Annotated in this window: 22 protein-coding genes; 10 read left to right on the top strand and 12 right to left on the bottom strand. The window is 71.3% G+C overall.

What is annotated here, in order from left to right; all coding sequences use genetic code 11:
• Positions 1 to 5 precede the first annotated feature (5 nt).
• The 3 genes from ABR737_RS17335 to ABR737_RS17325 are packed head-to-tail and all read right to left on the bottom strand — an operon-like array spanning position 6 to position 4,608.
• Positions 6 to 947, bottom strand: coding sequence for a hydroxymethylglutaryl-CoA lyase (locus ABR737_RS17335; protein ID WP_350251070.1), 942 nt, complete (start codon positions 945 to 947; stop codon positions 6 to 8).
• Positions 944 to 2,959 (bottom strand): acetyl/propionyl/methylcrotonyl-CoA carboxylase subunit alpha, encoded by a 2,016-nt coding sequence (locus tag ABR737_RS17330; protein WP_350251069.1) that lies wholly within the window; start codon positions 2,957 to 2,959, stop codon positions 944 to 946. The genes ABR737_RS17335 and ABR737_RS17330 overlap by 4 nt, the downstream gene beginning before the upstream one ends.
• 17 nt (positions 2,960 to 2,976) lie before the next feature.
• Positions 2,977 to 4,608: a carboxyl transferase domain-containing protein gene (locus tag ABR737_RS17325; protein ID WP_350251068.1), complete on the bottom strand. Its 1,632-nt coding sequence runs from the start codon at positions 4,606 to 4,608 to the stop codon at positions 2,977 to 2,979.
• Positions 4,609 to 4,743: 135 nt separating this feature from the next.
• On the opposite strand from ABR737_RS17325, the gene ABR737_RS17320 reads away from it, so the two are divergent.
• From ABR737_RS17320 to ABR737_RS17310, 3 genes are all read left to right on the top strand, one after another.
• A complete protein-coding gene (locus ABR737_RS17320) occupies positions 4,744 to 5,430 on the top strand; it encodes an SACE_7040 family transcriptional regulator (RefSeq protein WP_350251067.1) in 687 nt (228 codons plus the stop codon).
• A gap of 161 nt (positions 5,431 to 5,591) precedes the next feature.
• Entirely contained in the window at positions 5,592 to 6,749 is a 1,158-nt protein-coding gene (locus ABR737_RS17315; protein WP_350251066.1) for an acyl-CoA dehydrogenase family protein, read from the top strand.
• A 20-nt stretch (positions 6,750 to 6,769) separates the two neighbouring features.
• On the top strand, positions 6,770 to 7,660 hold the full coding sequence (locus ABR737_RS17310) for an acyl-CoA thioesterase (protein WP_350251065.1): 891 nt from the start codon (positions 6,770 to 6,772) through the stop codon (positions 7,658 to 7,660).
• Positions 7,661 to 7,775: 115 nt separating this feature from the next.
• Here ABR737_RS17310 and ABR737_RS17305 read toward each other — a convergent pair whose 3' ends face one another.
• The 6 genes from ABR737_RS17305 to ABR737_RS17280 all read right to left on the bottom strand — a co-directional run bounded on the left by ABR737_RS17305 (position 7,776) and on the right by ABR737_RS17280 (position 11,481).
• Positions 7,776 to 8,231: an NUDIX hydrolase gene (locus tag ABR737_RS17305; RefSeq protein WP_350251064.1), complete on the bottom strand. Its 456-nt coding sequence runs from the start codon at positions 8,229 to 8,231 to the stop codon at positions 7,776 to 7,778.
• Positions 8,194 to 9,054, bottom strand: coding sequence for an STM4013/SEN3800 family hydrolase (locus tag ABR737_RS17300; protein ID WP_350251063.1), 861 nt, complete (start codon positions 9,052 to 9,054; stop codon positions 8,194 to 8,196). The genes ABR737_RS17305 and ABR737_RS17300 overlap by 38 nt, the downstream gene beginning before the upstream one ends.
• Complete coding sequence (locus ABR737_RS17295) at positions 9,051 to 9,548, bottom strand: phosphohexomutase domain-containing protein (RefSeq protein WP_350251062.1); 498 nt, start codon at positions 9,546 to 9,548, stop codon at positions 9,051 to 9,053. Before ABR737_RS17295 ends, ABR737_RS17300 begins: the two co-directional genes overlap by 4 nt.
• A complete protein-coding gene (locus ABR737_RS17290; protein ID WP_350251061.1) occupies positions 9,511 to 10,179 on the bottom strand; it encodes a dTMP kinase in 669 nt (222 codons plus the stop codon). The genes ABR737_RS17295 and ABR737_RS17290 overlap by 38 nt, the downstream gene beginning before the upstream one ends.
• Complete coding sequence (locus tag ABR737_RS17285; RefSeq protein ID WP_350251060.1) at positions 10,176 to 11,192, bottom strand: radical SAM protein; 1,017 nt, start codon at positions 11,190 to 11,192, stop codon at positions 10,176 to 10,178. Before ABR737_RS17285 ends, ABR737_RS17290 begins: the two co-directional genes overlap by 4 nt.
• Before the next feature lie 94 nt (positions 11,193 to 11,286).
• The gene (locus ABR737_RS17280; protein ID WP_350251059.1) at positions 11,287 to 11,481 is read right to left on the bottom strand and encodes a hypothetical protein; all 195 of its coding nucleotides are present in this window, start codon (positions 11,479 to 11,481) and stop codon (positions 11,287 to 11,289) included.
• A gap of 648 nt (positions 11,482 to 12,129) precedes the next feature.
• Here ABR737_RS17280 and ABR737_RS17275 point away from each other — a divergent pair.
• Genes ABR737_RS17275 through ABR737_RS17260 form a run of 4 tightly spaced genes read left to right on the top strand, consistent with a single transcriptional unit; the run spans position 12,130 to position 15,412 of the window.
• Complete coding sequence (locus ABR737_RS17275) at positions 12,130 to 13,413, top strand: NsdA family TPR-like regulatory protein (protein WP_350251058.1); 1,284 nt, start codon at positions 12,130 to 12,132, stop codon at positions 13,411 to 13,413.
• Positions 13,410 to 13,943: a GNAT family N-acetyltransferase gene (locus tag ABR737_RS17270; RefSeq protein WP_502964331.1), complete on the top strand. Its 534-nt coding sequence runs from the start codon at positions 13,410 to 13,412 to the stop codon at positions 13,941 to 13,943. Before ABR737_RS17275 ends, ABR737_RS17270 begins: the two co-directional genes overlap by 4 nt.
• Complete coding sequence (locus tag ABR737_RS17265) at positions 13,936 to 15,129, top strand: methyltransferase domain-containing protein (protein WP_350251057.1); 1,194 nt, start codon at positions 13,936 to 13,938, stop codon at positions 15,127 to 15,129. Before ABR737_RS17270 ends, ABR737_RS17265 begins: the two co-directional genes overlap by 8 nt.
• The gene (locus ABR737_RS17260; RefSeq protein WP_502964330.1) at positions 15,098 to 15,412 is read left to right on the top strand and encodes a hypothetical protein; all 315 of its coding nucleotides are present in this window, start codon (positions 15,098 to 15,100) and stop codon (positions 15,410 to 15,412) included. Before ABR737_RS17265 ends, ABR737_RS17260 begins: the two co-directional genes overlap by 32 nt.
• A gap of 34 nt (positions 15,413 to 15,446) precedes the next feature.
• Here the strand turns inward: ABR737_RS17260 and ABR737_RS17255 are convergent, their stop codons facing one another.
• Positions 15,447 to 16,244, bottom strand: coding sequence for a phosphatase (locus ABR737_RS17255; RefSeq protein ID WP_350251056.1), 798 nt, complete (start codon positions 16,242 to 16,244; stop codon positions 15,447 to 15,449).
• 335 nt (positions 16,245 to 16,579) lie between these two features.
• Between ABR737_RS17255 and speB the strand changes: the two genes are divergently transcribed.
• Positions 16,580 to 17,566, top strand: a complete 987-nt coding sequence (speB, locus tag ABR737_RS17250; protein WP_350251055.1) for an agmatinase — start codon at positions 16,580 to 16,582, stop codon at positions 17,564 to 17,566.
• Between the two features lie 87 nt (positions 17,567 to 17,653).
• Here the strand turns inward: speB and ABR737_RS17245 are convergent, their stop codons facing one another.
• Entirely contained in the window at positions 17,654 to 18,958 is a 1,305-nt protein-coding gene (locus tag ABR737_RS17245; protein ID WP_350251054.1) for an MFS transporter, read from the bottom strand.
• A 117-nt stretch (positions 18,959 to 19,075) separates the two neighbouring features.
• Here ABR737_RS17245 and ABR737_RS17240 point away from each other — a divergent pair, with 117 nt between their 5' ends.
• Positions 19,076 to 19,528 carry a winged helix-turn-helix transcriptional regulator gene (locus tag ABR737_RS17240; protein ID WP_328386704.1) on the top strand — a complete coding sequence of 151 codons (453 nt, stop codon included), beginning with the start codon at positions 19,076 to 19,078 and terminating at the stop codon, positions 19,526 to 19,528.
• A gap of 14 nt (positions 19,529 to 19,542) precedes the next feature.
• Here ABR737_RS17240 and ABR737_RS17235 read toward each other — a convergent pair whose 3' ends face one another.
• On the bottom strand, positions 19,543 to 21,171 hold the full coding sequence (locus ABR737_RS17235) for a PucR family transcriptional regulator (RefSeq protein WP_350251053.1): 1,629 nt from the start codon (positions 21,169 to 21,171) through the stop codon (positions 19,543 to 19,545).
• A 202-nt stretch (positions 21,172 to 21,373) separates the two neighbouring features.
• Between ABR737_RS17235 and ABR737_RS17230 the strand changes: the two genes are divergently transcribed.
• Positions 21,374 to 23,002: a sodium:solute symporter family protein gene (locus ABR737_RS17230; protein ID WP_328386706.1), complete on the top strand. Its 1,629-nt coding sequence runs from the start codon at positions 21,374 to 21,376 to the stop codon at positions 23,000 to 23,002.
• Positions 23,003 to 23,011: the final 9 nt, after the last annotated feature.

Genomic DNA, 23,011 nt, shown 5'->3' with positions numbered 1-23,011 from the left:
GAGGGTCACTCCTTGGGGGAGAGGGCGCGAAGGGTGCGGGAGGGGCTCGGCCGGCCCAGGACGTCCGCCATCCACACGCTGGTGGCGGCCAGCCGGTCCAGGTCGACCCCGGTCCCGATGCCGAGACCGTGCAGCATCCACACCAGGTCTTCGGTGGCGAGGTTGCCGGTGGCGCTCTTGGCGTAGGGGCAGCCGCCGAGGCCGCCCGCCGAGGCGTCGACGGTGGTGACGCCGTGCTGCAGCGCGGCGAAGGTGTTGGCGAGGGCCTGCCCGTAGGTGTCGTGGAAGTGCACGCCGATCCGGGAGGTGGCCACGCCGGCCTCGTTGAGGGAGGCCAGCAGGGTCTGCACATGACCGGGGGTGGCCACGCCGATGGTGTCGCCCAGGCTCAGCTCGTCGCAGCCCAGGTCGAGCAGCGCCCGGCAGACCCGGACGGTCTGCGCGACGGGCACCGGCCCCTCCCAGGGGTCGCCGAAGCACATCGAGAGGTAGCCGCGGACCTGCACCTTGGCGTCCTTGGCCCGCGCGACGACCGGGGCGAACATCGCCAGCGCCTCGTCGACCGTGCGGTTGAGGTTGGCCTTGGCGAAGGACTCGGTGGCGCTGCCGAACACCGCGATCCGGCGGGCGCCCAGGGCGAGCGCACGGTCCAGACCGCGTTCGTTGGGCACCAGCACCGGGAGCCGGTGCGGATCGATGCCGTCCAGCTGCGGGAACAGCTGCTCCGCGTCGGCGAGCTGGGGCACCCACTTGGGGTGGACGAAGCTGGTGGCCTCGACGGTCGGCAGGCCGGCGTCGGCGAGCCGGCGGATGAACTCCGCCTTGATCTCGGTGGGCACCACGGTCTGCTCGTTCTGCAGGCCGTCGCGCGCGCCGACCTCATGGATCCGTACGCGGGTGGGCAGCCCCTCCGCGGTGACCTCCATCGGCAGTCCGGCCGCGGTCATCGGGTGCTCCCCTCCTCGGCCCCGGGCTCGGTCGCGGTCGCGGCGGCCTCGTCGGGGTCCTCGTGCGGGGTGATCACGGCCAGGATCTGGTCCATGGCGACGGTGCTGCCCGCGGTGACGTCCAGTTCGGTGACGGTGCCGGCGTGCGGCGCGGAGATGACGTGCTCCATCTTCATCGCCTCGACCACCAGCAGGCCCTGGCCCGCGGCCACCTCGTCGCCGACGGCGACCTTGACGACGGTGACGGTGCCCGGCATCGGGGCGGCCAGGGTGTCCGCGCCATGGGCCCCGGCGGCGCCGCGCAGCGCGGCGGCCACCGGGTCGTACGAGGTCACCTGCCAGGAGTCGCCGTCCCGGCCGAGCCAGTCGCCGCTGCGGTGGAAGGTGTGCAGCACCCCGTCGGCGGTGACCCGTACCCGGTCCGGCGTGACCTGCCAGGACGCCTCCGCGCCCGGCCGTACGTCGTGGGCGACGGGGTCGTGGCCGGGGACGCGCAGCCAGTGGCGGACGGGCGCGGGCTCGCCGCCGAGGCGGAAGCCGCTGGGCGCGGCGAACGGGTCGCGCCAGCCGCCCCCGTCCACCGCCGGCTCCAGGGCGGCCTGCCGCACCGCCGCGGCCGCCGTGTACACCTCGTCCGGCACCCCGCCGTCGACCAGCCCGGCCGCCTCGCGCTCCACCAGCCCGGTGTCCAGCTCGCCGGAGACCACGTCCGGATGGGCCAGCAGCCGCCGCAGGAAACCGGCGTTGGTGGTCACCCCGAGGGTGACCGTCCCGGCCAGCGCGGCCCGCAGCCGGCGCAGCGCACTCGCCCGGTCCGGGCCGTGGGCGATGACCTTGGAGAGCATCGGGTCGTAGCGGCTGCCGACCTCCACGCCGCGGGACAGGCCGGAGTCCGTGCGCAGCCCGTCGCCCTGCACCTCGTGCAGCGCCAGCACCGTGCCGCCGGTCGGCAGGAAGTCGCGGGCCGGGTCCTCGGCGCAGATCCGGGCCTCGATGGCGTGCCCGGTGAGGGTGATGTCCTCCTGGGCGTGGCGCAGGTGTTCGCCGGCCGCGACCCGCAGCTGCCACTCGACCAGGTCGAGGCCGGTGACCAGCTCGGTGACCGGGTGCTCGACCTGGAGGCGGGTGTTCATCTCCATGAAGTAGTACGAGGCCGGGTCCTTGCCCGGGACGATGAACTCGACGGTGCCGGCGCCGCGGTAGCCGCAGGAGCGGGCCGCCTGCACGGCCGCCTCGCCCATCGCGGCGCGGGTCGCCTCGTCCAGCAGGACCGAGGGGGCCTCCTCGATGACCTTCTGGTGGCGGCGCTGGAGGGAGCACTCGCGCTCGCCGAGGTGGATGACGTTGCCGTGGCCGTCCGCCAGCACCTGGATCTCGATGTGCCGGGGCCGGTCGATCCAGCGCTCGACGAGGAGGGTGTCGTCGCCGAAGGAGGAGCGGGCCTCGCGGCGGGCGGAGGCGATCTCGTCGGCCAGCAGCGCTTCCTCGCGCACCAGCCGCATGCCCTTGCCGCCGCCGCCCGCGGACGGCTTGAGCAGCACCGGCATGCCGATCTCCCGTGCCGCCGCGGCCAGTTGGCCGTCGTCCAGCCCGCTGCCGGAGGAGCCGGGGACGACCGGGACGCCGGCCTCCCGCACCGTCTCCTTGGCACGGATCTTGTCGCCCATCAGCTCGATGGCGTCGGCGGACGGGCCGATGAAGACCAGCCCGGCGTCCGCGCAGGCACGGGCGAAGGCGGCGTTCTCGGCGAGGAATCCGTAGCCCGGGTGGACCGCCTGGGCGCCGGTCCTGGCCGCCGCGTCCAGCAGCCGTTCCACGGACAGATAGCTCTCGGCGGCCGGGGCCGGGCCGATGCGCACGGCGGTGTCGGCCTCGCGGACATGGCGGGCGTCGGCGTCCGCGTCGCTGTAGACCGCGACCGAGCGGATGCCGAGGGCGCGCAGCGTACGGATGACACGGACCGCGATCTCGCCGCGGTTGGCGATCAGCACGGTGTCGAAATTGGTGGCCATTGCTGGGGACATCCCTCTCACATCCGGAAGACGCCGTAGCCGGGCGCGGTGCGGTCCTTCTCGGGCAGCGGGGCGTTGGCGCAGGCGGTCAGCGCCAGGCCCAGCACCTGCCGGGTCTCCAGCGGGTCGATCACGCCGTCGTCCCACAGCCGCGCGGTCGCGTAATAGGCGCTGCCCTGGGTCTCGTACTGCTCGCGGACCGGCGCCTTGAAGGCGGCCTCCTCCTCGGCGCTCCACTCCTCGCCGTGCGCCTCCAGCTGGTCGCGCTTGACGGTGGCGAGGACGGAGGCGGCCTGCTCGCCGCCCATCACCGAGATCTTGGCGTTCGGCCACATCCACAGGAAGCGGGGGGAGTAGGCCCGGCCGCACATGGAGTAGTTGCCCGCCCCGTAGGAGCCGCCGATGACGACCGTCAGCTTGGGCACGCGGGTGCAGGCCACCGCCGTCACCATCTTCGCGCCGTGCTTGGCGATGCCGCCGGCCTCGTACGAACGCCCCACCATGAAGCCGGAGATGTTCTGCAGGAACAGCAGCGGGATGCCGCGCTGGTCGCACAGCTCGATGAAGTGGGCGCCCTTCTGGGCGGATTCGGAGAACAGGATGCCGTTGTTGGCGACGATGCCGACCGGGTGGCCGTGGAGATGGGCGAAGCCGGTGACCAGCGTCGTGCCGTACTCCGCCTTGAACTCGGCGAAGCGCGAGCCGTCCACCAGCCGGGCGATCACCTCCCGGACGTCATAGGGCGTACGGGAGTCCGCGGGCACCGCGCCGTACAGCCCGGCCGGATCGGCCTTGGGCTCCTCGACCGTCCGCACGGTCCACGGGAGCGGTGCGCGCTCGCCGAGGGTGCCGACGATGCTGCGCACCAGGCGCAGCGCATGGGCGTCGTCCTCGGCGAGATGGTCGGTGACCCCGGAGGTCTTGGCGTGCACCTCGCCGCCGCCCAGCTCCTCGGCGGTGACCACCTCGCCGGTGGCGGCCTTCACCAGCGGCGGACCGCCCAGGAAGATCGTGCCCTGGTTGCGGACGATCACGGCCTCGTCGCTCATGGCCGGGACGTACGCGCCGCCGGCTGTGCAGGAACCGAGAACGGCCGCGATCTGCGGAATACCGGCCCCCGACATCCGGGCCTGGTTGTAGAAGATCCGCCCGAAGTGCTCCCGGTCGGGGAAGACCTCGTCCTGCATCGGCAGGAAGGCGCCGCCGGAGTCCACGAGGTAGAGACAGGGCAGGCGGTTCTCCAGGGCGATCTCCTGCGCCCGCAGATGCTTCTTGACCGTCATCGGGTAGTAGGTGCCGCCCTTGACCGTGGCGTCATTGGCGACGATCACCGTCTCCCGGCCGGAGACCCGGCCGATGCCGGCGATCACGCCCGCGGCCGGCGCGGCCCCGCCGTACATCCCCTCCGCGGCCAGCGGCGCCAGCTCCAGGAACGGCGAGCCGGGGTCCAGCAGGGCGTCCACCCGGTCGCGGGGCAGCAGCTTGCCGCGCGCGGTGTGCCGCGCCCTGGCCTTCTCGCCGCCGCCCAGCCTGGCCGCCGCGAGCTTTTCGCGCAGCTCGGCGGCCAGCTCGCGGTGCGCGGCCTCGTTGGCCCGCCAGGAGTCGGACGCCGGATCGGCGGTACTCCCCAGCACCGGTGCCTGCTCCATCAGTACGAGCCCCCTTGCTCGGTCGAATGTCCCGGTGCCGCGGTCCGCAGCCGCCGGGCCATCCGGGTTAATGGGCGTTAACCACATCTGCTGTCAGGTTAACGAGCACTAACCCGGCTGTCTACAATCGACGGCATGAGTAATGCGCAGTCCGCCGCCCCGACCAGCCGCCGCGAGCAGATCCTCAAGGAGGCGGCCCGGCTCTTCGCGGAGCGCGGCTTCCACGGCGTCGGCGTGGACGAGATAGGGGCGGCCGTGGGCATCTCGGGCCCCGGCCTCTACCGGCACTTCGCCGGCAAGGACGCGATGCTCGCCGAGCTGCTGGTCGGCATCAGCGAGCGGCTGCTGGAGGGCGGCCGGATGCGGGTGGCCGAGGGCGGCGAGAGCCCGGAAGCGGTGCTGGACGCGCTGATCGAGGGCCATATCGACTTCGCGCTGGACGACCGGCCGCTGATCACCCTGCACGACCGTGAGCTGGACCGGCTGCGGGAGGCCGACCGCAAGCGGGTCCGCCGGCTCCAGCGGGAGTACGTGGAGCTGTGGGTGGAGGTCGTCCGCCGGGTTCACGCCCTCCCCTCCGAGTCCCGGGCCCGCGCCGCGGTGCACGCCGTCTTCGGCCTGCTCAACTCCACCCCGCACCTCGGCCGGCCGGGCGCCCTCCCGGGCCGTACGGAGATGGCGGAGCTGCTGCACCGGCTGGCGCTGGGGGCGTTCGGTGCGGTGGCCGGGGAGCCGGAGGACGGGGAAGCGGAGGGCGGGGAACCGCAGAGTGGGGAATCGGTGGCGGGGGAGTCGGTCGCGGTGGGCGTGCGGGGGGCGTAGCGCGTGCGGGGCGGGGCGCGGCGTGTACGGGGCCGGGTGTGGCGTCGCCCACCGCGCCCCGCTCTCCTCTGGACAGCTTTAGTGACTGGCCGGTAGCTTTCGCTTCGGAGAGAAGCTGAGCAAGCGCTTAGCCAGACGCGGCGGTCTAAGGAGGCCATGGCATGCGCCGTACGGTGTTCAACGAGGATCACGAGGCGTTCCGGGAGACCCTGCGGGCCTTCATCGAGGCCGAGGTCGTACCTGTGTACGACGAGTGGTTCGCCGCCGGCCAGGCGCCGCGCGACTTCTACTACAAGCTCGCCGAGCTGGGCATATTCGGCATCCGCGTGGACGAGGAGTTCGGCGGCGCGGGCATCGACTCGTACAAGTTCGAGGCCGTGATGTACGAGGAGACCGCCCGCGCGGGCGTCACCTTCGGCGGCTCCGGCGTGCATGTGCTGCTCGGCCTGCCGTACCTCAAGATGCTCGCCACCGACGAGCAGAAGAAGCGCTTCCTGCCGAAGTTCGTCTCCGGCGAGGAGATGTGGGCCCTCGCGATGACCGAGCCGGGCACCGGCTCCGACCTCGCGGGCATGAAGACCACCGCGAAGCTCTCCGAGGACGGCACGCACTACGTCCTCAACGGCGCCAAGACCTTCATCACCGGCGGCGTGCACGCCGACCGCGTGATCGTGTGCGCCCGTACCGCCGCGCCGAAGGAGGACGACCGCCGCTTCGGCATCTCCCTCTTCGCCGTCGACACCAAGGCCGAGGGCTACTCCGTCGGCCGCAAGCTGGACAAGCTCGGCCTGAAGACCTCCGACACCGCCGAGCTGGCCTTCGTCGACGTCAAGGTCCCGGTCGAGGACCTGCTGGGCGAGGAGAACAAGGGCTTCTCCTACCTGGGCCTGAACCTCGCCTCGGAGCGCTGGGGCATCGCCTTCGGTGCCTACGCGCAGGCCGCGGCGGCCGTCCGGTTCGCCAAGGAGTACGTGCAGGACCGCACCATCTTCGGCAAGACCGTCGCCTCCTTCCAGAACACCAAGTTCGAGCTGGCCGCCTGCCAGGCCGAGGTGGACGCCGCGCAGGCCGTCGCCGACCGCACCCTGGAGGCCCTGGACGCGGGCGAGCTGTCCCCGGCCGAGGCCGCCAGCGCCAAGCTGTTCTGCACCGAGGTCGCGCACCGCGTGATCGACCGCTGCCTCCAGCTGCACGGCGGGTACGGCTACATGAACGAGTACCCGATCGCCCGCCTCTACGCCGACAACCGCGTCAACCGCATCTACGGCGGCACCAGCGAGGTCATGAAGTCCATCATCGCCAAGTCCATGGGTCTCTAGGCCGTAAGGGCACCGCGCACGTGAACGACGCACTCCGGTCCCTGCTCGATCTGCTCGCGCTGGAGCGGATCGAGCAGGACATCTTCCGGGGCGAGAGCCGCGCCTCGGTCGTGCCCCGGGTCTTCGGCGGCCAGGTCGCCGCCCAGGCCCTGGTCGCGGCCGGGCGCACGGCCCCCGCCGACCGTCCGCCGCACTCCCTGCACGCGTACTTCCTGCGCCCCGGGGACCCCGGCGCCCCCATCGTCTACACCGTCGACCGCATCCGCGACGGCCGGTCCTTCACCACCCGCCGGGTCGTCGCCGTCCAGCACGGCCAGCCGATCTTCCACCTCTCGGCCTCCTTCCAGGTCCACGAGGAGGGCCTGGAACACCAGGAGCCGATGCCGCCGGCCCCGGACCCGCTGGAGCTGCCCACCGCCGCCGAGATGCTGCCCCGGCACGCCGGACGGTTCCTCACCCCGGCCGTCGCCGAGCGGCTGCTGGAGGCGCGGGCCGCGATCGACCTGCGCTACGTCGACGAGCCGCCCTACGCCACCGTCGGCGAGCCCCGCGAGCCCCGCTCCCAGGTCTGGTTCCGCACCCAGGGCAAACTCGACGACGACGGCGAGATCCCCCGCCCCCTGCTGGACATCTGCCTGGTCACCTACGTCTCCGACATGACCCTGCTGGACTCGATCCTGCTCGCCCACGGCCGCGGCGGCTGGGCGGTCGGCGACGTGGTCGGCGCCAGCCTGGACCACGCCATGTGGTTCCACCGCCCCCTGCGCGCCGACGAATGGCTCCTCTACGACCAGGAATCCCCCACGGCCCAGAGCGGCCGGGGCCTGGGCAAGGGCCGGATCTTCACGGCGGACGGACAACTGGCGGCTTCGGTGATCCAGGAGGGGGTTATCCGGGTGCCGCGGGTGTAGGAGGGGCGACGCACGGGGCGCGTTTCGCCGCGGCATTGCGTTCTGTCGGTCCCGGGGGCCTGCCGGCGGGCAGGGCATCCCCGCCACCCACCCGCCCGTCGGACACCAGCCGCGTTCAGCTCTCGTCAGGCTGCGTGACGTGCTGGACGAGCAGCAGTGCGAGCGGGCCGCCTTGAAGCAGGAAGCGGCCTTCTGCCGCGGCCTGGATCGCGTCGGACATCGGCCACCACATGAGTGTGAAGTTCTCTTCATTCGGCGTGAGTTGCTGCGGGCCGCGGGTGAGACCTTCGGCCAGGTAGAGGTAAATGCGGGCGGTCGAGTGCAGGGTCATGGCGTAGGAGCCGAGGGGGCGCCAGGTCTTGGCGGTGACGCCGGCTTCCTCACGCAGCTCGCGTTGCGCGCATTGTTCCGGTGTTTCGCCGGGCTCCCGGCGCCCTCCGGGAAGGAACAGGTAGTCCCCTCCATGCGAGGGGAATTCGGTGGTCAGGACGGCGACCATGCCGTTTGGGTCACGGGCCACGATGACGGAGGCGTCACGCGTCGCCGCCTCCCGGGCGGGTGCGTCGGTCATGGCCCGAGAGCGTATCCGCCTGAGGCGCCGACGGAGTCAGCCAGGCGGCGAACGGCACGTTCAGAACCGTGGGGTGTGTGATCCCGCGGCCGTGGTAGCCGTCCTCGCCGAAGGCGTCGCCGTGGTCGGCACACATGATGACCAGCCACCTCTTGGCGCTGGTAAGCCCGTCCACCAGGCGGCCGAGGTGTTCGTCTGCGTAGGCGAGCGCGGCGGCCTGGGAGTGCCAGGAGTCAGTGCTGTCTCCGACGTAGTGGCCGTGGGGGACGTGGGCCGCCGAGACGTTGACGAAGAGGAACAGCGGCCGGCCGGCGTGCTTGTCGGCGATGGCCAGAGCATGATCGGCCTGGTGGCGCGTGGAGTCGGGCTCCGGTGAGCAGAACTCCGGCCGCCAGTGGTCCTCGTGGAACATGTCCGGAAGGACCGACCCGAGTGGGGTTTCCCGCGAGAAGTACGTCACGCCGCCGATGCACACGGTGCGGTATCCGTGCAGGGCCAGCCCGGTGAGGAGATTCGGTGCGTCGAAGACGAACGTGCCGGGATCGACGGCCTTGAAGGCGGGAGGGCGGCACTCCCACAGACGCGGTGGCTGGGTGGGTCGTGGGAGCTTGGGCAGGAAGCCGGAGAAGAACGCCATGTGCGCAGGGAGAGTGAAGGTGCCAGGGGTTCGGCGTTCCTCCCATTGACCGCCTGGGAGCATCGTCGCCAGGCGCGGGGTCTGGCCGGCGTGCAGGGCGGCGCGCGCTACGTCGTAGCGCAGCGAGTCGAGGGTAACGAAGAGGACGCTGGTGCCACTCTGAATGACCTCTGACACGTCGATCACTTCGTCTCCACCAGGTCTCGTCGCAGCGTAATCCGGCCTTTGGCCTGGTCGTTGACGGGGATCGGCACCCGGTCTGCGGCGATCATCTCGCGCACTTTCGCCAGGCCGGTGTCCTCGGTGAGCGGCCGGCCCTCCGCGTCGTAGAGTCGGATGGTGACGGTCTGCCGGCCGCCGTCGCCGGTCGTGGACAGCAGGGCACCGGGGATGTTTCCGAGCGCCTGCATGGCGTGCACAAGCTGATCCTCATTGGCTTCGCCGAGGTCCGCCAGCTGGCAACTGAAGTGCTGGGCGTTGATGGCCCCGCGGCAGAATCTCCGGTGAAAGTCTCCGGTGGTGGGGTGGCCGTCGTGGGCCACCGCGATCCGGGACGTCCGGCTCACCACGACGAAGCACGCGGCGACCCACCAGGCCACGCCCTTGTGGATCTCGCCCGGGAATGTGCCGGCGACACGGCCGTCACGGATGACGGCTGCGGTGTCGATCGGGTTGAGCACGCCTCGCCTCCAGGTGCTTGATGATGATGTCGGCCAGGTCGTCCGGGCGCTGCCCGTCCGTGGGGAGCGTGACCGCGCTCGGGTCCTCTTCGGCCACGGCATCAAAGTTCGCCCGCAGTGTGGCCAGGCGGCCGGGGACGCCGAACAGCTCGGTGTCGTCCTGCTTCACGTCCGCCTTGGTCCCCAACCGCTTCTTCAGCGAACGATCGGAGCCGGCGAGGTAGAACGTGACGTCCGGTGCCAGCAGGTACGGCGTGAAGGGGGCGATCAGCTTCTTCACCTGCTCCAGGCCGACCCCGTTGACGGCGGTGTGGCAGGCCATGACCGAGGAGGCATACCGGTCTGCGATCACCGGCCCCGCCGTCAGCGCCTCGCGTACGACGTCGGAGGCGTGCAGGAGGCCGGAGAGGTAGAAGGCGAACTGCGGCAGCGGCCGAAGCTGTGCGTTGATCGCAGAGGACAGGCCGGTGTGCGGCTCGGGAAGGGTGTGGATGGCCGTTGCGCCGAGCCGTTTGGCCAGGAGGCGGGTGAGTGTGGACTTTCCGACACCAGAGACGCCTTCCAGTACCACGAACGGCCCTCTGCGGCCTTCTTGCGCCCCGGGTGTGTACGGGGCGCGCAGGGGGCTCACAGGGTGCCCTCGGTGAAGGCGGCCACGTGCTGGGCCACTGCCAGGGGAATGGTCTCCGGATCGGCCAGCAGCGGCCGGATGTCCCTGCGCAAGTCCTCCCGCAGCAGGCAGGGCTGGATACCGCCGGCGTGGTCCATGCGCAAAGCCCAGAAACCCTCGACGCACTTGGCCCGCACGGGACAGGTTCCGCACTGACCGACGTGGTGGCGGCCCAGTTCACGGTGGATGACGTCGATCTCGATGCCGTCGATGCGGAAAATCCTCCGGCCCTGGCCGACACCGGAGACCTCTACCTCCTCGTCGCTGGTCAGGGTGCGCAGGTGGTCGATGATTCCCTGCGCACCGACAGCTGAGGCCTTCCGGCCGATGTGGAAGTCGGTGTCGACCAGCTCGATGAACTGCACCGGCATCCTGCGGTCGAGAGCGAAGGCGAGGATGTCTTGCAGCTCGTGCTCGTTCTCGCGCTGGATGAGCGTGTTCAGCTCCACCCGCTCGCACATCTCCCGCGCGGCCTCGATCCCGTCCAGGACGGTCGCAACGCTGGACCGGGTCTGGGCGATGGCCCGGAAGGAGTCGTCGGAGAAGTAGTGCAGGGAGACCTTCACCTTGTCCAGACCGGTCGTGGCGAGCCAGTCCTGATGCGTGCGCACCAGAAGCCCGTTCGTGATCAGCGCATAGGACACATCCGGGCCCCTGACGGGGAGCTGAGTGAGGACCGGCCGCGCGAGCTTCGACGCCAGCGGCTCACCGCCAGTGAAGTACACCCGCCTCAAACCGGCGCCGATCAGCTCGCGCAGCACGTCCACGTAGTCGGCGGCGGCCAGTTCGCGGGCGCGTGGTCGAGCGTCGCGATGCAGGTGGGTGAACGGCGGCGGTACGTCGCCTTCGTTGTGGCAGAACCAGCACTTCACGTTGCAGATGGGGGTGAGAGAGACCCTGAGCTGTCCGCGCAGTGCCGCGAAGTTCCGCAGCGCAGTCCAGTCCACATCGGCTTTCGGGAGAGGAACGGCCATGAGGTGCTCCTTGGTCGCGTGCTTGTGGTTCGGCAGGTCGCCCCGGGCCGGGCGAGCGGCACATCGGCGTTCCGGGCCGGGGCGTAGGCGCGGCTCACCACGGATCACCGTCCGCGATCCGCTGGGCCCGTGTCCGCTTCACCGTCAGACCTGCCGGGTCCCGCACCGGCCATTCCCCGATCCCCGACCTCCGCAGGTAGGGGACGCCCTTGCGGATGTCCGTGACGACAGCCAGCCGCCCGGGGGCGTACTCGACCTCATCTCCGACCTGCGGCAGCTTCTGGGTCACCGCGCGGCCTCCGCTTCCGTGGAGACGCCGATCAGGACGGTGCAGGGTCGGCATGTGTGACGGTCGTCCGGACCGGTGACCTTCTCCCGTGCCAGGCTGTAGATGGAGTGGCAGCACGGGCACGCCTGGCCCGTGATCTCGTGGACCGTCCATGTCGTCGAGGCGGGAACTGCATCCCACCCCGCGGTCATGACGCGCCCCCGAGACCGAGGTAGGCGGCCCATTCGCCGGAATCCCAGCCGACGGGGTCGCCGTGCCGACGCCGGAAGGCGTGAGCTTCGGGCGGCAGGCGCTTCGTGCCGGCCTGTACGGAGCGGGCCGAGCGGGAGCGTGGAGCGGCATCGGCGGGGGGATGGCGAGTGATTGATGCAGTCGGCATCTTGGTGGTCCTCCAGTTCGCTGCGGAGGCGGGCTGTGCACGACCGGAGTGCGGGGGCCCGCAGAACCGCCGCGTGGTCCCGGGAACCCGAGAGGCGCGTACCACGGCCACCTCAGGCACCGGAGCTTCGCAGTCGGCTCATGACCAGCTAACGCGGTGCCAGGGCAAGGCGATTAGGGAGATCAGCTGATCTCTTTTCCGCAGCACCTAGGGCGATTTGGCTATCCCTTTGGCTGACGATGTGACGGGAGCGGGGCTACCTTCCGTACATGGCCACCTTGCGGAATACGACGCTCGAAGCATGGATGAGGGAGCACGGTTACAGCTCCAATTTGCTTGCCGAGGCGGTGAATTCGGCAGTCGGGGATCTCACCGGGAGAGTCGGAGGACTGGACGGTTCGTCGGTGCGGGACTGGAAAGCCGGCCGGGTGCGGTGGCCGAAGTCGGCGACCCGGGTCGCGCTGGAGAAAGTGACCGGGCTGCCCGCTACCGCCTTAGGGTTCGTACCGCGGGGCCGTGCCCCGTCGTCCGCCCCCGCCACACCGCCGGAGGACCCCGTGGAACGCCGTCGTTTCCTCACCGCCGGGACGGCCTTGGCCGCTGTCGCGGCCGCACCTGCTTCCGGCTCCAGCCGCCGCGTCGGGACGAGCGACGTTGTCCGACTCCAACAACGCTTCGCGGAGATCGTCGCGAGTGACCACCGGCATGGTGGTCGGTTGGGTATCGAGCAGAAAGCAGCAGCGCTCGCCGACGAGGCCCTGGCCTTGCAGAACTCCGGGAGTGCCAGTCAGCGAGTGCGTGCCTATGTGTACGCATGCGCGGCGGCATTCCGGTCTTCGGCGATGTGGGCTTCAATCGACGGGCGGCGTTACGAAGACGCAGTGGTCCATATGCGGGAGGCACAAGCACTCGCCGAATTGGCAGCCGATCCGGCCATCAAATTCCGAATTTGGTCGCACGCCGGGACGCTGTACCGGCACATGGGGCGCCCGGTTGAAGCAACGGCTGCGAATGACGTTGCCCGAAGTCTCTCCCTCACACGCCGCGATCCGCTGTTCGCATCCCTCGGTCTTGCCAGACAAGCCGCCATTCATGGTGTTGCCGGAAATGTCACGGCCGCTCGACGCAGCTTCGCCCAGGCCCAGGAAGCGATGGACCGCGCCGATCCGGGCGCCAACCGGCCTGTGTGGATGACCTCGTTCTACGACCAGGCGGAGTTGGATTCCCTCGCGCTCACCGGATACCTCGCACTCGGCGACTACGAGACGGCGGAAGCGCACGCGCACCGATGCTTGGCGGCCCTCCGGCCACACATGCAACGGTCGAAGGCCATCGCCACCACTCGGCTGGCGTGCGCTCAACTCGGCCAAGGGGATGTGGGACCTGCCGTCGCGACCGCCATGACGGTCCCCGTCGATGCTGCTGCACATCACCCGCGGGTCGCCCGGATGCTCCGCAGCTTTCACACCGAGATTCACACCTTGGCGCCGAACAGCCCTACCACTCACATGTGGAATCAGTACGCACACACCACCTGGAAGGAATCGGTATGACGCCTACCGTCGAGCTGCGCACGTTCCACTCGCTCGGACCGGCCCGGCAAGACCTCCTGGATGTGTACGCCGATGTCCGCGCGGACCTCTTGCACCTTCCGAACTACGCGGTCAGCGCCTTCGCTGAGCGACTTGACCGCCATTCTCAGGAACGGGGCTGGGAGGCGATCCTCGCCTATGCGCAGGGAAAGCCCATCGGCTATGCGTATGCCAACACCATTGCTTCTGGCGACCGTTGGTGGAAACGCGTCACGCCCTCTCCGTCGGCTCAATACACCGACCGGCACGCCGCAGCCCTCAAGGAAATCGGCGTTCGTGTCCCCTGGCGAGGCACGGGCATCGCCCGACGCATTCATGACGCCCTCCTTGCCGACCGCAACGAGCCGTACGTCACTCTCATGGTCAACCCGCTCGCCGGAGACGGAAAGGTGCACCGTCTCTACGAGTCCTGGGGATACGAAGACATCGGCCAGAGCCAGCCGTCAGCTGCCTCACCGGTCCTGGCGGCGATGGTCAGGTCCGTTGGCTGAGTCTGACGCTAGCGCGCTCAACCCTCAGCAGGGGCACCGTGCCAGTGACGAGCTGGTGCGGTCCCTCCTCGAAGCGGGTGCCCTGGCGCCCGATTGGATGGAGACGTTCCGCGCCGTTCCGCGAGCGCTGTTCCTGCCGGATCTCGTCTGGGCGCACGACATGGCGACCGGCCGAAGTGTGCCCGTCTCCCGGAGCAGTGATTCCGCAGGGTGGGAGCTGGCCGCGTACGCGAACGTCCCGCTCGTCACCCAGTGGGACGACGGAGCGCACACGGGCTGCGAGCCCGGAACCGTGCCGACCAGTTCGGCGAGCATGCCGTCAGTCGTGGCCGCGATGCTGCGCGACCTGGACGTGAGTGACGGTATGCGGGTGCTTGAGGTCGGCACCGGCACGGGGTGGAACGCCGGGCTCCTCGCTCACCGGCTGGGCAGCGGGAACGTGGTCAGCGTCGAGATCGACGAGGCGGTGATCCATCAAGCCCGAGGCGCGTTGCTGCGCGCCGGACTCCACCCCGAGACGGTCCACGGGGACGGTGGCGGCGGGTGGCCGGACGGGGTGCCGTACGACCGGGTGATCGTCACGGCAGGGGTGCGAGCCGTTTCGCCGCGCTGGTTGGAGCAGTCGCGGCCGGGCGGGGTCATCCTTGCCCCCTGGGGCACCCACTACAGCGACCAGGACGCACTCGTCCGGTTGACCGTGCGGGAGGACGGCTCCGCGTCGGGCCCGTTCCTGCGCATGGTCGAGTTCATGAAGCTGCGGGATCAGCGCTTGGACTGGAACCGGTTCAGGGAGCATGTTCCGGTTTTCCCCGGTGACGCCGAGGTGTCCGGGACGGCGGTCGCCCTGACGGACCTGGGGGACCGCTATGAGACAGCACGGTTCGTCATGGGGTTTTGTGTGCCCGACTGTGCCCATGTCATCAACAGGTCGGACGGGGGGACGGCGAAGGCGTGGTTCTTCGACCTGACGAGCCGGTCATGGGCCGCCGTCGTGTTCCGCAGTGGCGAACCGGATGCGACGGTGTACCAGTCGGGGCCCCGTCGTTTGTGGGACGAAGTGGAGGCGGCCTACCGATGGTGGGCCGGCCGGGGCGAGCCGGACCTCACCCGGTTCGGTCTCACCGTCACCGCGGAGGGGCAGCGGGTGTGGCTGGATGACCCGGTCGACTCCTGGGCCGTGCGATGAAGGGAACCGGCGTCCCGCCCGTGTGCTGACCTCCGTGCCGCGGGGGCCGGCGAATCCGTCCGTGCCCCTTGAGCAGGCGCCGGTCGGTGTCGGCGTCACCGAAGCGGTGCGGCACGAGCTAAGCGAGCGCGGTGTGGTGGAGGTCGTACGCGCCGAGGCCGCCGAACGGCTGGCGGCTGCCGCGCAGTTGACCGCGCCCGCGTACGCCGAGCGAGCCGAGCGGCTCCGTGCGGAGGCCGCCGTGCTGCTCGGATTCCTCGACGGCGGTCCCGGCGCGGCGTAGGACACGGGGCCGCACCGCCCCCGGCGCGGCTTGCTCAGACCAGCCCCGCCGCATCCAGCAGATAGGCCGTCAGCGGGTCGTAATGGCGCGGGCTCAGGACATGGTCGTCCAGGGGGATGGTGACCTGGAGGGTGCCTTCGGACTCGGCGAGGAAGAGGGCCGGGTCGTTGCAGTCCGCGAAGCCCACTGCGTCGATGCCGCGCTGGCCGGCGCAGCCCGCCCAGCCGTGGTCGGCCATCACCAGGTCCGGCAGCGGCCGGCCCTCCCGCTCCAGGCCGTCGAGGATCGCGGCCATCGGCTCGGGGGAGTGGGTGTGCCACAGGGTCGCGCCGCGCTCCAGCATCGCGACGTCGCCGAACTGGAAGACCATGCCGTCGTCCGCCCGCAGCCCGTCCGGGATGACCATGATTTCGCAGCCCGCCGCGCGCAGGGCCTCGGCCGTTGCCCGGTGCACATCGAGCAGTCCGCCCGGGTGGCCGGTCGCGAACAGCACCCGCTGTCCGTCGGCCGCCGCCTTGCGCAGCACCGCGGCCGCCCGGTCCAGGGCGTCCACCGTCAGCTCGGGGTCGATGGTGTCCTGGCCCTGCCGGTGGTGCGGGTCGTCGATCACTCCGCAGCGCTCCGCCATCACGGCCAGCACATCCTGCTCGTCCGTCCAGCGGTCGCCGAACTCCAGGCCGAACCAGTAGTGGCGCTCGCCGTTGGCGAGTCTGCGGTAGTGGGAGAGGTTGTTCTCGCGGGGAGTGGCGACCTCACCGGCGATCCGGGTCCGTACGAGGTGGTCGACGAGTTCGGTGCGGGAAGGGGCGGCGGCTGCGGAGGCTATCGGCATAGCGCCCATTGTGCCCGTACACCTGTTCCGGGGCGTTGGAGTTCCGCAGCCCGGACACCGGGGCATGGGAGGCGCGGGAGGAACCGGGGAGCGGAAGAAACCAGGGGGACGGGCAGGGGACGGGAGGCGCAGGAGGAATGGGAGGAGCGGGGGATGGGAGGAACGGGGGATGGGAGGAACGGGGGGAGTGGGAGGGCACGGCAGGGCACGGGGGACGTGGGCGCCGCGGCCCGGACCCGGGGGGCGGGGCCGGATGGCCAAAATGTCCAATGGGTCTGTCCTCGTCTCCGCAAATGTCCATGGGCCCCGCGCCCGGTCCTCCCTACTCTCACCTCATGACCACCGCAGCCAGCGCATCCAACGGGCCCGTGGGCCCCGTCGACTCCTCCCGTATTCCGCGTTACGCCGGGCCCGCGACCTTCGCCCGGCTGCCCCGCCTCGACGAGGTCGGCGGCCGGGCCGATGTGGCCGTCGTCGGTGTCCCCTTCGACACCGGTGTCTCCTACCGCCCCGGCGCCCGCTTCGGCGGCAACGCCATCCGCGAGGCCTCCCGCCTCCTGCGCCCCTACAACCCGGCCCAGGACGCGTCCCCCTTCGCGCTCGCGCAGGTCGCCGACGCCGGTGACATCGCCGCGAACCCGTTCAACATCAACGAGGCCGTGGAGACGGTCGAGGCCGCGGCCGACGACCTGCTCGCCTCCGGCGCCCGCATGATGACCCTCGGCGGTGACCACACCATCGCCCTGCCGCTCCTCCGGTCGGTCGCCAAGAAGCACGGGCCGGTCGCGCTGCTGCACTTCGACGCCCATCTGGACACCTGGGACACCTACTTCGGCGCCGAGTACACCCACGGCACCCCGTTCCGCCGCGCCGTCGAGGAGGGCATCCTCGACACCTCCGCGCTCTCCCACGTCGGCACCCGCGGTCCGCTCTACGGCAAGAAGGACCTCGACGAGGACGAGAAGATGGGCTTCGGCATCGTCACCTCCGCGGACGTCATGCGGCGGGGTGTGGACGAGGTCGCCGACCAGCTGCGGCAGCGCATCGGTGACCGCCCGCTGTACATCTCCATCGACATCGACGTGCTCGACCCGGCCCACGCCCCCGGCACCGGCACCCCCGAGGCCGGCGGCCTCACCTCCCGCGAGCTGCTGGAGATCGTGCGCGGACTGTCCTCCTGCAACCTGGTCTCGGCGGACGTCGTCGAGGTCGCCCCGGCGTACGACCACGCGGAGATCACCTGCGTGGCCGCCTCCCACACGGCGTACGAGCTGACGACGATCATGTCGCGGCAGATCGCGGCGGGGCGGCAGGGGGAGTAGGCGCTGCCCGGCCCCGCCGTCGCGGCATCGGCCGACGACGCCCGGCCCGCCGCGGACACCGTGGCGGGCCGGACGCTGCTGCTCCTGTCATGTTCTTGAGTGCAGTGGCGCCGTGCACGCCCACAGCACGAGCCCGAGGCAGCTGAACGCGGCACCCAGTGCGCAGACGGCGCCCCAGCCGGCCACCGTGTAGAGGGAGGTCGCGGCGAGGGCGCCGGTGGCGCTGCCGGTCGAGTAGAAGACCATGTACCCGCCGATCAGCCGGCTGCCCGCTTCCGGGTGCAGCGCGTAGATCAGGGTCTGGTTGGTGACATGGACCGCCTGCACGGCGAGGTCGAGCAGGATCACCCCGGCGACCAGGGCCCAGAGCGAGCTGCGGGTGAAGGCCAGGGGCAGCCACGAGGCGGCGAGCAGTGCCAGGGCGATGCCGGTGGTCCGCCGGGAGAGTCCGCGGTCGTTCAGGCGCCCCGCCGCGGTCGCGGCCAGGGCACCGGCGACACCGATCAGCCCCAGCGCTCCGATCGCGCTGTGGGGCAGGAAGTACGGGGCCTCGCTGAGCGGTAGCGCGACGCTGCTCCACAGGGTGCTGAAGGCGGCGAAGATCAGCAGACCGAACAGGGCCCGGAGCCGCAGCAGTCGTTCCCGTGCGAACAGGGTGATCGTGGAGCGCAGCAGCTGTCCGTAGCGCAGGGGTGCCGGCGCAGCGGCACGGTGGCGCGGCAGCACCCGGTACAGGACCAGCGCGAGCAGAGCGGTGAGCGACGCCGAGGCGAGGTAGACGGAGCGCCAGCCCGCGAGATCGGCCATGAGGCCGGATACGGTGCGGGCGAGCAGGATTCCGATGACCACGCCGCTGGTGACCAGACCGACGACCCGTCCGCGCCCGGTGGGAGGGGCCAGTGAGGCCGCGAAGGCCACCAGCGTCTGCGTGACGACCGCGAGAAGCCCCGTCGCGGCCATGCCCGCGAGCAGGACCGCCGCCGTGCGGGCGGCGGCCACCACGGCCAGCGCCGCCACCAGGAGCAGTAACTGGGCCACGATGAGCCGTCTGCGGTCGGTCACGTCGCCGAGCGGCACGAGGAAGAAGAGTCCCAGCCCGTATCCGATATGCGTGAGGGTGACCACGCTGCCGACGAGTGCCGGGCTCATGGCGAGGTCCTGGCCCATGGTCACCAGGAGCGGCTGGGAGAAGTACACGTTGGCCACCGCGGCCCCGCAGGCGACGGCGAACAGGGTGACGACGCCACGGGAGAGGACGGACGGACCCGACTCGGAGCCCTCCCCGGTCCGGGGCCCGGGGCGGGGAAGGCGGCGTCGGTGCCGGCGCCGTGTCACCGCCTCGCCGTTGCCAGGACCATGGCCGGTTCGGTTGCCGGTTCGGTTGCCGGGCATCGGCACCCCTCCGTAAATCTGGTTTCATCTTGCCACCAATGACGATGGGGAGACGGTAGGCCCTTTTGGTAGCATGTTGCAACCGTTGTGCGGGGGGAGGAGAGGGTGAGGGGCGCCATGGTGACCAGGACGCGTTTCGACGACAGTGAATGCCCCGTCGCCCGGTCGGTGGACGCGATCGGCGACTGGTGGTCCCTGCTGATCGTGCGGGACGCCTTCGACGGAAGCCGGCGCTTCGGGGAGTTCCAGCGCAGCCTCGGCGTGGCGAAGAACATCCTCACCGCGCGCCTGCGCACCCTGGTCGCCGGTGGTGTCCTCGCATCCGTCCCCGCCTCGGACGGCAGCGCCTACCGCGAGTACGTACTGACGCCGAAGGGTAAGGCGCTCTTCCCCGTCATCGTGGCGCTGCGGCAGTGGGGCGAAGAGAACTTCTTCGCCCCCGGCGAGGCACACTCCCGGTTGGTCGACCGCCGGGAGGGGCATCAACTCCGCGCGCTGGAAGTGCTGTCCGCGGACGGGCGGCGGCTGGATCCGGACGACACCACCGTCCACAAGGTCTCCGCCCGGTGAGGTGAGGCCGGCGGTCAGGCCGGTGCCGCGCCCCGGTCGAGCGAACGCAGGGCGAACCACAGCTCCATACGGACGTCGGGGTCGTCCAGATCGGTGTCGAGGAGGCCGGCGATACGGGTGATGCGCTGGCGGACGGTGTTGCGGTGGATGTCGAGGGCGGTCGCGGTGCGGTCCCAACTTCCGTGCAGGGAGAGCCAGTTGTGGAGGGTGGAGAGGAGGGCGGGGGAGCCGGCCAGCGGGGCGAGCAGGGCTTGGGCGTGCTGCTGGGCCTCCGTGGGGGCCACGAGCGAGGTGATGCTGTGGGGGCCAGGGGCGCGATGACGCACCAGAGCGGCGCGGCCCGCGCGGGCACGGCGCAGGGCGGAGGCGGCATGCCGGTCGGCGGCCGGCAGCTCCGCGACCGGGACGGGTTCGCTGACGCCGAGCGTCCAGCCGGGGTGCGCGGTGATCTCCTGGTCGGCGGGGACCAGGGCGCGCAGGGCGGGGGCGGTGACAGCCGCGGCCTTCGCCTCGGGGCCGGTGCCGGGCGCGGCCGCCGCCGTGGGGCCGGTGCCGGGGTGTGCTTCCGGGGCCGTGGCCGGCCCGCTTCCGGAGCCCGGGGCGACGAGCGGGGTGCCCAGAGCGGCGGCCAGCGAGGCCGCCGACTCCCTGGTGTCACGGCGGCGTTCGGCGTGGACGACGGTCCAGAGGGGAGAGCCGAGGAGCGGGGCGACCTCGGCCGGACGGGCGCCGAGGAGCAGTCGGACCAGGGCCGCCGCGCGCCCCGCGGCGGCCGGCGCGGGGTCGGCGGGCGGGCCGGTGATCAGTGAGAGGAGCACGGCGGCGACGCCCGCGATGGTGTGCGCGGGCGGGTCGTGCGGATCCGCGGCGACCACCAGCGCGAGCGCCCGGCTGCCCCGGGCGCGTCCCGTCAGGGCGTAGGCGGACAGTGAGCTGCCGGGGACGGTGTCGGTCGCCGAGGACGGGCCGCCCGCGCCGACGACCTGCGCGAGACGGCCGGCCGCGGCGCGGACCGAGGCGGTGGGGCGGGGGCCGGCGGAGCCGCCTTCCGTGCCGTCCGGGGCGAACAGCGCGGTCCAGCCGTGCACATGGCGGGCCAGTGCGCGCAGCACGGCGCTTGCCGGATCGGGGCGGGCGGCGGCCGCGGCCAGCGCGCGCTGTGCCTCGCTGAGCCGGGTCAGCTCGCGGTGCCGGGCCTGTGTCACCGCCTGCCACACGGCGCTCTCGACGGCGGTAAACGGGGTGCCCGCCGGGACCTCGACGAGCGGCAGGCCGTGCCGGTCGCAGGCCGCCACCAGGGTGCGGGGGACGGTGTCGTGCACCGGCGCGATCCCGAAGCCGAGGGCGGCGGCACCGGCCGCGACGGTCCGGGCGGCATAACCGTCGAGGTACGCGTCGAGGGCGGCGGCGGACTCCTCGCCCGTGCCCCTCGTCACCTCGGCCAGATGCATGCCCGCCGTCAGCAGCATCTCACCGCCCAGGAGGTACGGCACCGGGTCGGCCATCTCGGAGGTGTGCACCCAGTGGATCGCGACGCCCTCGCGCGGGCCGGCGATCTGGCGCAGGCCCAGATCCGTACGGGCAAGGAGATCCGCCAGCGGCACCGGTGGGGTGGACGGCGGCGGGAGGCGGTGCGGCGGCATGTGCGAACCATCCACATCGGAGGGTGGTGAATGGAGGAAAACTACACTTCAGCGTTGCCTTCGCGCCTCCTAGGGTCAACCCCCGAGGCGAGGCACTTGGACGAGACCCCCGCTCGCCGAGCGCCCGCCGCCTCGACGCCACCCCCCGCATCCTCACCTCCCCACACCCCTCTCCCCCCGGCGCAGTTGGAAGGGATGGCCCATGGCTGTCGACTATGCGGTGATCGTGCTCTATTTGGCCGGAATGCTCGCCATGGGCTGGTGGGGGATGCGGCGCGCCACATCCAAGAGCGACTTCCTGGTCGCGGGCCGCCGCCTCGGCCCCGTGATGTATTCGGGAACCATGGCGGCGATCGTCCTCGGCGGCGCCTCCACCATCGGCGGCGTGGGGCTCGGCTACCGGTACGGCCTGTCCGGCGCCTGGATGGTCTTCACCATCGGCCTGGGGCTGCTCGCGCTGAGCGTCTTCTTCTCGGCCCGGATCGCCCGGCTGAAGGTCTACACGGTCTCCGAGATGCTGGATCTGCGCTACGGCGGCTCCGCCGGGATCATCTCCGGCGTCGTGATGTGGGCCTACACGCTGATGCTGGCGGTGACCTCGACCATCGCCTACGCGACCATCTTCGACGTGCTCTTCGGCATGGACCGCACGCTGTCGATCATCCTCGGCGGGGCCATCGTCGTCGCCTACTCGACGCTCGGCGGCATGTGGTCGATCACCCTCACCGACATGGTCCAGTTCGTCGTCAAGACGATCGGTGTGCTGCTGCTCCTGCTGCCCATCGCCGTCATCAAGGCGGGCGGCTTCGCGGCGATGAAGGCGCAGCTGCCGGACGACTACTTCGCCCCGCTCGGCATCGGCGGCCAGACGGTCTTCACCTACGTCCTGATCTACTCCTTCGGCATGCTGATCGGCCAGGACATCTGGCAGCGGGTGTTCACCGCGCGCGGCGACAAGGTGGCGCGCCTCGGCGGCACCGCGGCCGGTACGTACTGTCTGGCCTACGCGCTGGCCGGCGCGGTCATCGGCACCGCGGCCAAGGTGCTCTACCCCCATCTGGGCAGCCCGGATGACGCTTTCGCGACGATCGTCAAGGACGCGCTGCCGGTGGGGGTGCGCGGGCTGGTGCTGGCGGCAGCGCTGTCCGCGGTGATGTCCACGTCCTCGGGCGCGCTGATCGCCTGCGCCACGGTCGCCAACAACGACATCTGGGCGCGGGTGAAGCGCGTTGCCGCGGTGCGGAGCCGGCCGGCCCCGGGGGAGTCCGCCGACGCCGGCCGGGCGCCCGGAGCGGAGCACACCGGGGACGGGAGCGGGACCGAGGCGCACGACGGGGCGCACGACGAGGTGCGGGGCAACCGCGTCTTCATCCTCCTCATGGGCCTCGCGGTCATCGTCATCGCGATCGCGCTGAACAACGTCGTCGAAGCGCTCACCCTCGCCTACAACGTCCTCGTCGGCGGCCTGCTGGTGCCCATCCTCGGCGGACTGCTGTGGAAGCGGGGCAATGCCGCCGGCGCGCTCGCCTCGGTCGCGGTCGGCGGACTGACCGTCATCGGCCTGATGGTCTCGCTCGGCGTCCTCGCCAACGAGCCGATCTACTACGGGCTGATCGCCTCGCTCGTGGCGTATGTGGCGGTCAGCCTGGCCACCGAGCCGACGGACCCACAGGTGCTGACGGCCTGGCGGGCGCGGCTGGCCGGCCGGCCGGACGGTGCCGTGGACGGGGACGATCCGGAGGGCGACGATCCGGAGGAGGACGCGGCCGGCGACACGTCCGTGGCGGTGGCCCGGGTACTGGCCCCCTTCCCTGCCACCCGGCGAGCCTGACCCGCACAC

It is taken from the genome of Streptomyces sp. Edi2, assembly GCF_040253635.1.
In the GTDB taxonomy this organism is placed as follows: domain Bacteria; phylum Actinomycetota; class Actinomycetes; order Streptomycetales; family Streptomycetaceae; genus Streptomyces.
Note: the sequence above shows the minus strand (reverse complement) of the source record. Positions and strands in the feature narration are given on the sequence as shown.

Coding starts and splice junctions, on each gene's coding strand:
- ABR737_RS17335 (WP_350251070.1), bottom strand. CDS start 947: ATGACCGCGGCCGGACTGCCGATGGAGGTCACCGCGGAGGGGCTGCCC.
- ABR737_RS17330 (WP_350251069.1), bottom strand. CDS start 2,959: ATGGCCACCAATTTCGACACCGTGCTGATCGCCAACCGCGGCGAGATC.
- ABR737_RS17325 (WP_350251068.1), bottom strand. CDS start 4,608: ATGGAGCAGGCACCGGTGCTGGGGAGTACCGCCGATCCGGCGTCCGAC.
- ABR737_RS17320 (WP_350251067.1), top strand. CDS start 4,744: ATGAGTAATGCGCAGTCCGCCGCCCCGACCAGCCGCCGCGAGCAGATC.
- ABR737_RS17315 (WP_350251066.1), top strand. CDS start 5,592: ATGCGCCGTACGGTGTTCAACGAGGATCACGAGGCGTTCCGGGAGACC.
- ABR737_RS17305 (WP_350251064.1), bottom strand. CDS start 8,231: ATGACCGACGCACCCGCCCGGGAGGCGGCGACGCGTGACGCCTCCGTC.
- ABR737_RS17285 (WP_350251060.1), bottom strand. CDS start 11,192: ATGGCCGTTCCTCTCCCGAAAGCCGATGTGGACTGGACTGCGCTGCGG.
- ABR737_RS17275 (WP_350251058.1), top strand. CDS start 12,130: ATGGCCACCTTGCGGAATACGACGCTCGAAGCATGGATGAGGGAGCAC.
- ABR737_RS17270 (WP_502964331.1), top strand. CDS start 13,410: ATGACGCCTACCGTCGAGCTGCGCACGTTCCACTCGCTCGGACCGGCC.
- ABR737_RS17260 (WP_502964330.1), top strand. CDS start 15,098: ATGACCCGGTCGACTCCTGGGCCGTGCGATGAAGGGAACCGGCGTCCC.
- ABR737_RS17255 (WP_350251056.1), bottom strand. CDS start 16,244: ATGCCGATAGCCTCCGCAGCCGCCGCCCCTTCCCGCACCGAACTCGTC.
- speB (WP_350251055.1), top strand. CDS start 16,580: ATGACCACCGCAGCCAGCGCATCCAACGGGCCCGTGGGCCCCGTCGAC.
- ABR737_RS17245 (WP_350251054.1), bottom strand. CDS start 18,958: ATGCCCGGCAACCGAACCGGCAACCGAACCGGCCATGGTCCTGGCAAC.
- ABR737_RS17240 (WP_328386704.1), top strand. CDS start 19,076: ATGGTGACCAGGACGCGTTTCGACGACAGTGAATGCCCCGTCGCCCGG.
- ABR737_RS17235 (WP_350251053.1), bottom strand. CDS start 21,171: ATGCCGCCGCACCGCCTCCCGCCGCCGTCCACCCCACCGGTGCCGCTG.
- ABR737_RS17230 (WP_328386706.1), top strand. CDS start 21,374: ATGGCTGTCGACTATGCGGTGATCGTGCTCTATTTGGCCGGAATGCTC.